We start from the raw sequence: 6,779 nt of genomic DNA, 5'->3' as shown, positions 1-6,779 counted from the left end.
CATGTCCCCGAACAGGTGTCCACCATCTCCCCGGTCTAAACACTTGGCCCGGCCATCCACGACTGAGGATGGCCCCGCAAAGTCGTGGATGCCCGGGCCAAGCCCGGGCAGGACGGATGAAAGGTGGCGCGCACCCTGAGTGACGTTGTGGTGCGGCCCTTGAGGCCGCTTCACGGGCCCTCAGTCGGGGAGGCCTGCCAGCCGCAGGCCGTCGCGCAGCAGCGCCCTGTCGCGGTCCCGCACGAACGGGCGGCCGTCGACGAAGCGCTGCGCCGAGAACCCGGGGACCATGGCCAGGAGACGCCGGGCCACATCCGCCGATGCCTCCGTGTCGCCGGCCTGCGCGAGGCTCGCGGCGAGACCCGCCAGGACGCCGGCCTGCGGGGCCGAAACGCCCGCATAGACGGCGCCGGCTTCTCGCCAGCGCTCCTGCAGGTAGAGGGCGAGGCCGAGGTTCGTGGGGTACCAGTCGGGGTAGCGCGGGTTCAGCTGCATGGCGCGCCGCGCCCAGGCCTCCCCCTCGACCGGGTCGCCCATGAAGAGGCTCATCGGGGCCCTGAGCGCGAGCACGTTGGCGTCGAAGGGGTTCAGTTCGCAGGCGCGCCGGTGGTGCTCCTCCGCCTCGTGGAAGCGGCGCAGGTAGAGCAGGATCTGGCCGAAGACGAGGTGGCACCAGCTCTCGTGCGGGTCGAGTGCGAGCGCCCGGCGGGCGGGCTCGAGCAGGCTCTCCTCCTTGCCGTCGCGCGGCTCGAAGGCCCAGCGCCGCAGCCGCATCAGGGCGAGCCACGACAGCGCCATGGGGTAGCCGGGGTCGAGCAGCAGCGCGCGCTCGAACATCGCGTGCGCCTCGGTCGCCGAGGCGGGATCGAGCTTGCGTGCGAGGTGCATGCCGCGCAGCAGGAAGTCGTAGGCTTCCATGCTCTCGGTGCGCTTGCGCGCCACCCGCTGGGCGCCTTCCTCCTCGACCACGCCCGCCAGCGTTCCCACCACGGTCGCGGCGATCTGGTCCTGCGCCGCGAACATGTCGGAGACCAGGCTGTCGTAGCGTTCCGCCCAGATGGTGAGGCCCGAGCGGGCGGCGACGAGCTGAACGGACAGCCGAACCCGGTCGCCGAGGCGCCGCAGGCTACCCCGGACCGCGTAGTCGAGGCCGAGATCGTTGGCCGCCGCCGTGAGGTCGCCCCCGCGATAGGCCTGCGAGGACGCCGTTCCCAGCACCGCGAGACGGCTGAAACGCGACAGGCCGGCCGTGACGTCGTCCGCCAGGCCCTCCGCGAGATACTCGTCGTTGGGATCGGCGCTGGTGAAGGGCAGGACGGCCAGCATGGGCCGCCGGGCCCGCGCGACGGCATCGGGCTCGGCCGAGCCGGCGACCGACCGCCGGAAGATGCGCACCGGCCGCACGAGGTTCTTCAGGTGGCGGAGGCCGAGGTCCTGCCAGGCGTCGGCCCCGGTGGCCAGCCGCTCGTGGACCTCGCCCGAGATGCAGATGCCACCGGCCGGGGCCGTCGCCTCGAGCCTCGCCGCCACGTTGACCGTGTCGCCGAGGAGATCCTCCCCATCGACGATGGCATTGCCGTAGGACACGCCGACCCGGTAGACGAGGCGCGCCTTTCCGTCGCCGGCCGCCAGGGCTTCCTGGATGGCGACGGCGGCGCGCACCGCCGACCGCGGGTCGTCGAACGCCGCCAGAACGCTGTCCCCGGCCGTGCTGAAGATCCTGCCGCCATGGGCGGCGATCAGCGGATCCATCACGCGACGGCTCTCCGCCAGCGCCTGCACGGTGCGCAACTCGTCGACGCTCATCGAGCGGCTGAAGCCGACCGCGTCCGCGGCGAGAATGGCGGTGCGCACCTGCTGATGCAGATCGCTCATGGTTGCAATTCCGCGTTGTTACACCGCGTTCTAGACCAAGCCGCGCCGCGAGGGAAACGGACGCCCGGGATCGCCGCCTGCCCGGTCCAACCGGCAGCGCCGCCCGGGAAGGGCTTCGTCACCCGAAAGTGCGAGGCCGCGGGGGTCGAGCCTGCGTTCAAGGCCGTGCCTTCGCACCCGCCGATGTGCTAACCGGGTTCCGACACTCAACGGACGCAGGACCAGGGAAGGAAGGCACATGAAGGACATCGTCATCGTCGATGGCGTGCGGACGGCCATCGGTTCGTTCCAGGGCGCCCTCAAGGACAAGTCCCCCACCGAACTCGGCGCGCTCGTGGTGACCGAGGCCCTGCGCCGCTCGGCGGTCGCGCCGACCGACGTCGGCCATGTGGTGTTCGGCAACGTCATCCACACGGAGCCCAAGGACGCGTACCTGTCGCGCGTGGCGGCCATCGGCGCCGGCATTCCGATCGAGGTTCCCTCGATGACCCTGAACCGCCTGTGCGGATCCGGCCTGCAGGCCGTGATCTCGGCCGCGCAGATGATTTCGCTGGGTGACACCGACGTCGCCGTGGCCGGCGGCGCCGAGTGCATGACCCGGGCACCTCACTCGACCCAGTCGATCCGCAGTGGCGTGAAGATGGGCGACATGACCTTCGTGGACATGATGCTCGCGACCCTCAGCGATCCGTTCGGGGCCGGCCACATGGGCATCACCGCCGAGAACGTCGCCGCCAAGTGGCAGATCAGCCGCGAGGCCCAGGACGCCTTCGCTGCCGAGAGCCAGCGCCGGGCCGGCGTGGCCATCGCCGAGAAGCGCTTCGCCGACCAGATCCTCGGCGTCGAGGTGCGCAAGGGGCGCGACACCGTCACCTTCGACACCGACGAGCACCCCAAGCCCGCCACGACGCTGGAGAACCTCGCGAGCCTGCGTCCTGCCTTCAAGAAGGACGGATCGGTGACGGCCGGCAACGCCTCGGGCATCAACGACGGCGCGGCGGCCGTGGTGCTCATGGCGGCCGACCGGGCGATGAAGCACGGCAAGAAGCCGCTGGCCCGCATCACCGGCTACGCCCATGCCGGCGTCGAGCCCTCGCTGATGGGCATCGGGCCGGTGCCGGCCGTGCGCAAGCTCCTCGAAAAGACGGGCCTGAAGGCGTCCGACTTCGACGTGATCGAGTCCAACGAGGCCTTCGCCGCCCAGGCCTGCGCGGTGAGCAAGGACCTCGGCCTGCCGGCCGACCGCACCAACCCCAACGGCGGCGCGATCGCGCTCGGCCATCCGGTCGGCGCCACGGGCGTGATCATCCTGGTGAAGGCGCTCTACGAGCTGCAGCGGACGGGCGGCAAGCGCGCGCTCTGCACCATGTGCATCGGCGGCGGCCAGGGCATCGCGCTCTCCATCGAGGCCATGCACTGAGCCGCGCGCCCATGCCGACGCTCGTCATCGCCAGCACGCTGAACGACACCCAGAACGAGCTTCTGGCCGCGCACCCCGCGCGGCCGGAGATCGTGCGCCTGGACGGTCGGGCGGCGTGGGATCCGCCGCCCGGCGCGCAGGCGCTCTTCACCTACCAGACGCAATGGAAGGCGGCGCCTGCCGTGGTGCCCGCGACGTGGCCGGGCAGCCTGAAGTGGCTCCAGATCGCGTCCGCCGGGCTCGACACCTTCCCCGCCTGGATCCATCGCGTGCCGCTGGTCACCCGGGGTGTCGGCGTGCAGTCGGCGGCCATGGCCGAGTACGTCGTCGCGGCCGTTCTCGCCCACGAGAAGAGGATCACGGCGCCGCGGATCGCCGGTCCGTCCGAGTGGCGCGCACGGCCGCTCGGCGCCATCGCCGGCAAGCGGCTCGGGATCGCCGGCTTCGGCGCGATCGGCGCCGAGGTGGCGCGGCTGGCCATCCCCCTCGGCCTCCACGTCGCGGCGGTCCGCCGGTCGGGCGGATCCGGGCCGGAGGGCGTGGCGATGATGGGCTCCCTGCGCGACCTCTTCGCCTGGGCCGACCACGTGGTCCTGGCCATGCCGCTCACGTCCGAGACGCGCCGCTGCTTGGACGATGACGTGCTCGGCGCGGCGCGGCCGGGCCTGCACCTCGTCAACGTGTCACGCGGGGCGCTGATCGACGACGACGCCCTTTTGAGGGCGCTCGCGAGCGGGGCGGTGGGTGCGGCGACGCTCGACGTCACCAGCCCCGAACCGCTGCCGGAAGGGCACCCCTTCTACAGCCATCCCGGCATTCGTCTCACGCCGCACGAGTCGGGTGCGGTCGAGGACGGAGAAGAGCGCCTGGCCCGCCGCCTGCGCGCCAATCTCGACGCCTATCTCGCCGGCGAGATCCCGGCAGGGCGCGTCGACCCCGTACGCGGGTACTGAGGCGTCCGCCCCGCGGCCTGGCGAGGGGGCGCTCCCCCTCGCGCTCAGCCCTCGAACCGGATGGCCCCGCTGCCGTCGTCGTAGGTGACGCGCGTGCCATAGGGCGCGCTCATGCGCGCGAGGTCCTCGGCGATGGCCCGGCCCACGGACGGGGAGGCGATCGCGGGGACGCCGCGCTGGGTGGGGCGGGGCCGGTTCATGTCGATATCGATCGGCACCAGCGTCGGCAGCACGCCGTCGGGAGACACCTCGCACAGGGCGAGGCCGGCACGGGAGAAGCGCGGCTCGCCATAGAAGCCGATGCGACGGCCGGCGGCGTCCTCGACACGGGACCGGTGCAGGTGCGAGGGCAGGCTGTCGCGCGTGAAGCCGTAGGCCTCGTACATCTCCGGGGTCATGCGGTACTCGCCGGTCTCGAACTCCATGAAGAGGCTGTTCAGGGAGTAGTAGATCGGGCGGCCGCGATGGATCTCCACGCCGCGCATCATGTGCGGGCCATGCCCCATCACCGCCGTGGCGCCCGCCTCGATGGCCTTGCGGCAGAACGCCTCGATGAAGGGGGCGGGACGCTCCGAGTACCAGTTCTCGTCCGTGCCCTCGTGCGTGTGCAGGCTGAAGATCACGGCGTCGGCCCGGTTGGCCGCGTCGCCGATCGAGTCGAGGATCGCCCGCCCGTCGCGCTCGTTGTGGAAGTAGCGGACATGGGCCCGTTCGCCGCGCTCGATCTGCAGCGCGCCCTCGAAGAACGAGCCGAAGCCGAAGCGATCCGGGCCCGGGTCCTTCACCACCTCGACCCGCAGGACCTCCTTGCGGCTCTCGGCGATGCCGAGCATGGCCTCGATGCGCTGCAACTCGCGGAACTCCGCGTCCGGCAGCACGTAGGCGCGTCCCCAGCGCAGGGGGTTGAGGCCCGGGCGCGCCGCGATGCCGGCGCCGGGAGAACTCGCGGCGAACTCCGTCGAGCGCGTCGTGCTCGCCGAGACGATGGCGATGCGGCCGGCCGGCGTGTCGAGGAAGCGCGGTGCGCGCGCCTCCTCCAGGCTGCGGCCAATGCCGCTGGCGATCACGTCGCGCGCCTCGCAGGCCTCGATCGTGTCCAGGACGCCCTGCGGGCCGAAGTCGCCCGTGTGGTTGTTGGCGAACGAGATCAGGTTGAAGCCGATCGCCATCAGCTCGTCGATCGCCTCCTCGCCCACCGCGGTGATGAAGCGGCGCGGCGCCGGCGGCGTCGTGCGCTGCGGGCAGATGAACTCGGCGTTGACGAAGGCCGCGTCGGAGCCCCGGACGAGACCGAGCAGGGCGGGATCGAGCCGGTTGGCGAGGTTCCGGCTGGAGAAGATGGCGTCACCCGCCGCGACGATTTTCATGGGCTCGTGTCCATTGCTGGGGCGGCAAGCCTCCGGCCTGCAGCAGTCTGAAGCATGTTCGCCATCACTCCGTCCTGCCGGGGCCGGACGGAGTGACGGGGCACGTCATTCGTGGGCGGCTCGCACGGCGTGGCGAGAGCGCCCCGGGCTACTTCTTCAGCGCGAGGCCGGCGTCCTTGATGAGCACGCCGAACTCGACGAGGTCGTCGTCGGCGCGCTTGCGCATGCCGGCGAGGTCGACGATGCCGGGGATGAGGCCGAACTTCACCAGCCTGTCCTTCACGTCGTCGCTCGCCAGGATCTTGTTCACGGCGGTGGCGAGCTGCTGCTTGACGGGGTCGGGGACCTTGGAGTGCACGGTGATGGTGTGCCAGCTGCGCGGCGCCCAGCCCGGAACGCCCGCTTCCACAGTGGAGGGCACGTCGGGAAGCCCGCTCCAGCGCTTGTCGCCCATGGTGCCGAGGCCAATCAGCTTGCCGGCCAGGATGTGCTCGGCGGCCTCCGGACCGATGAAGAGCTGCGCCTCGCCCGAGAGGCAGGCCTGCAGGGCCTCGCCCGCGCCGTTGTAGGGGATGTGCAGGAGGTCGACGCCGCCGCGGTTGGCGATCCAGACCCCGCTGAGATGGCCGACCGTGCCGCGCCCGGACGTGGCGTAGGCGAGCTTGCCGGGGTTCTTCTTGGCGTAGGCGAACAGCTCCTGCAGCGTCTTGACGCCGACCGACGGGCTGACGGCGATGACCATCGGCGCGTCGCCGATCAGCACCAGCGGGGTCAGGTCGGTCTTGGGGTCGTATTCGACCTTGGTGACGGCGGGGATGACCCCGTAGAAGCTGTTGGTCGACTGCAGCAGGCTGTAGCCGTCGGGCTTCAGTCCCATGTAGTAGTTGGCGCCGATGGCTCCGCCCGCGCCGGCCTTGTAGTCGTTGATCACCTTCTTGCCGGTCGCCGCCGCCAGCCGCTCGCCCATGATGCGCGAGATGTTGTCCGACATGCCGCCCGGCGTGTAGGGGATCACATAGGTGAAGTCCTTCTCGGGGAAGGCCTGGGCCAGGGCCGGGCGCAGCCCGAGCACACCCGCCAGACCGAGGCTTCCCGCCCCTGCCAGCAGCGTCCTGCGCGTCATCGTCGTCATGGGTTTCCTCGCTGTTCGTGGTTGGGCGACGG

Annotated in this window: 5 protein-coding genes; 2 read left to right on the top strand and 3 right to left on the bottom strand. The window is 71.3% G+C overall.

Going from position 1 to position 6,779, the window contains the following annotated elements:
* Positions 1-180 precede the first annotated feature (180 nt).
* Positions 181-1,875 carry an adenylate/guanylate cyclase domain-containing protein gene (locus Q0Q47_RS28715; RefSeq protein ID WP_293868208.1) on the bottom strand — a complete coding sequence of 565 codons (1,695 nt, stop codon included), beginning with the start codon at positions 1,873-1,875 and terminating at the stop codon, positions 181-183.
* 238 nt (positions 1,876-2,113) lie between these two features.
* Here Q0Q47_RS28715 and Q0Q47_RS28710 point away from each other — a divergent pair, with 238 nt between their 5' ends.
* Together Q0Q47_RS28710 and Q0Q47_RS28705 are read left to right on the top strand one after the other, a co-directional pair.
* Positions 2,114-3,295 carry an acetyl-CoA C-acyltransferase family protein gene (locus tag Q0Q47_RS28710; RefSeq protein ID WP_293868206.1) on the top strand — a complete coding sequence of 394 codons (1,182 nt, stop codon included), beginning with the start codon at positions 2,114-2,116 and terminating at the stop codon, positions 3,293-3,295.
* 11 nt (positions 3,296-3,306) lie between these two features.
* Positions 3,307-4,248 (top strand): NAD(P)-dependent oxidoreductase, encoded by a 942-nt coding sequence (locus Q0Q47_RS28705; protein ID WP_293868204.1) that lies wholly within the window; start codon positions 3,307-3,309, stop codon positions 4,246-4,248.
* A gap of 44 nt (positions 4,249-4,292) precedes the next feature.
* On the opposite strand, the gene Q0Q47_RS28700 is transcribed toward Q0Q47_RS28705, so the two are convergent.
* Both Q0Q47_RS28700 and Q0Q47_RS28695 read right to left on the bottom strand, forming a co-directional pair.
* The gene (locus tag Q0Q47_RS28700) at positions 4,293-5,615 is read right to left on the bottom strand and encodes a CapA family protein (protein ID WP_293868202.1); all 1,323 of its coding nucleotides are present in this window, start codon (positions 5,613-5,615) and stop codon (positions 4,293-4,295) included.
* Positions 5,616-5,763: 148 nt separating this feature from the next.
* Positions 5,764-6,747 (bottom strand): tripartite tricarboxylate transporter substrate binding protein, encoded by a 984-nt coding sequence (locus Q0Q47_RS28695; RefSeq protein WP_293868200.1) that lies wholly within the window; start codon positions 6,745-6,747, stop codon positions 5,764-5,766.
* Positions 6,748-6,779: the final 32 nt, after the last annotated feature.

It is taken from the genome of uncultured Alsobacter sp., from assembly GCF_945952055.1.
GTDB lineage: Bacteria > Pseudomonadota > Alphaproteobacteria > Rhizobiales > Beijerinckiaceae > Alsobacter.
The sequence above is the reverse complement of the archived record's forward strand: the minus strand, read 5'-3'. Positions and strand labels throughout refer to the sequence as shown.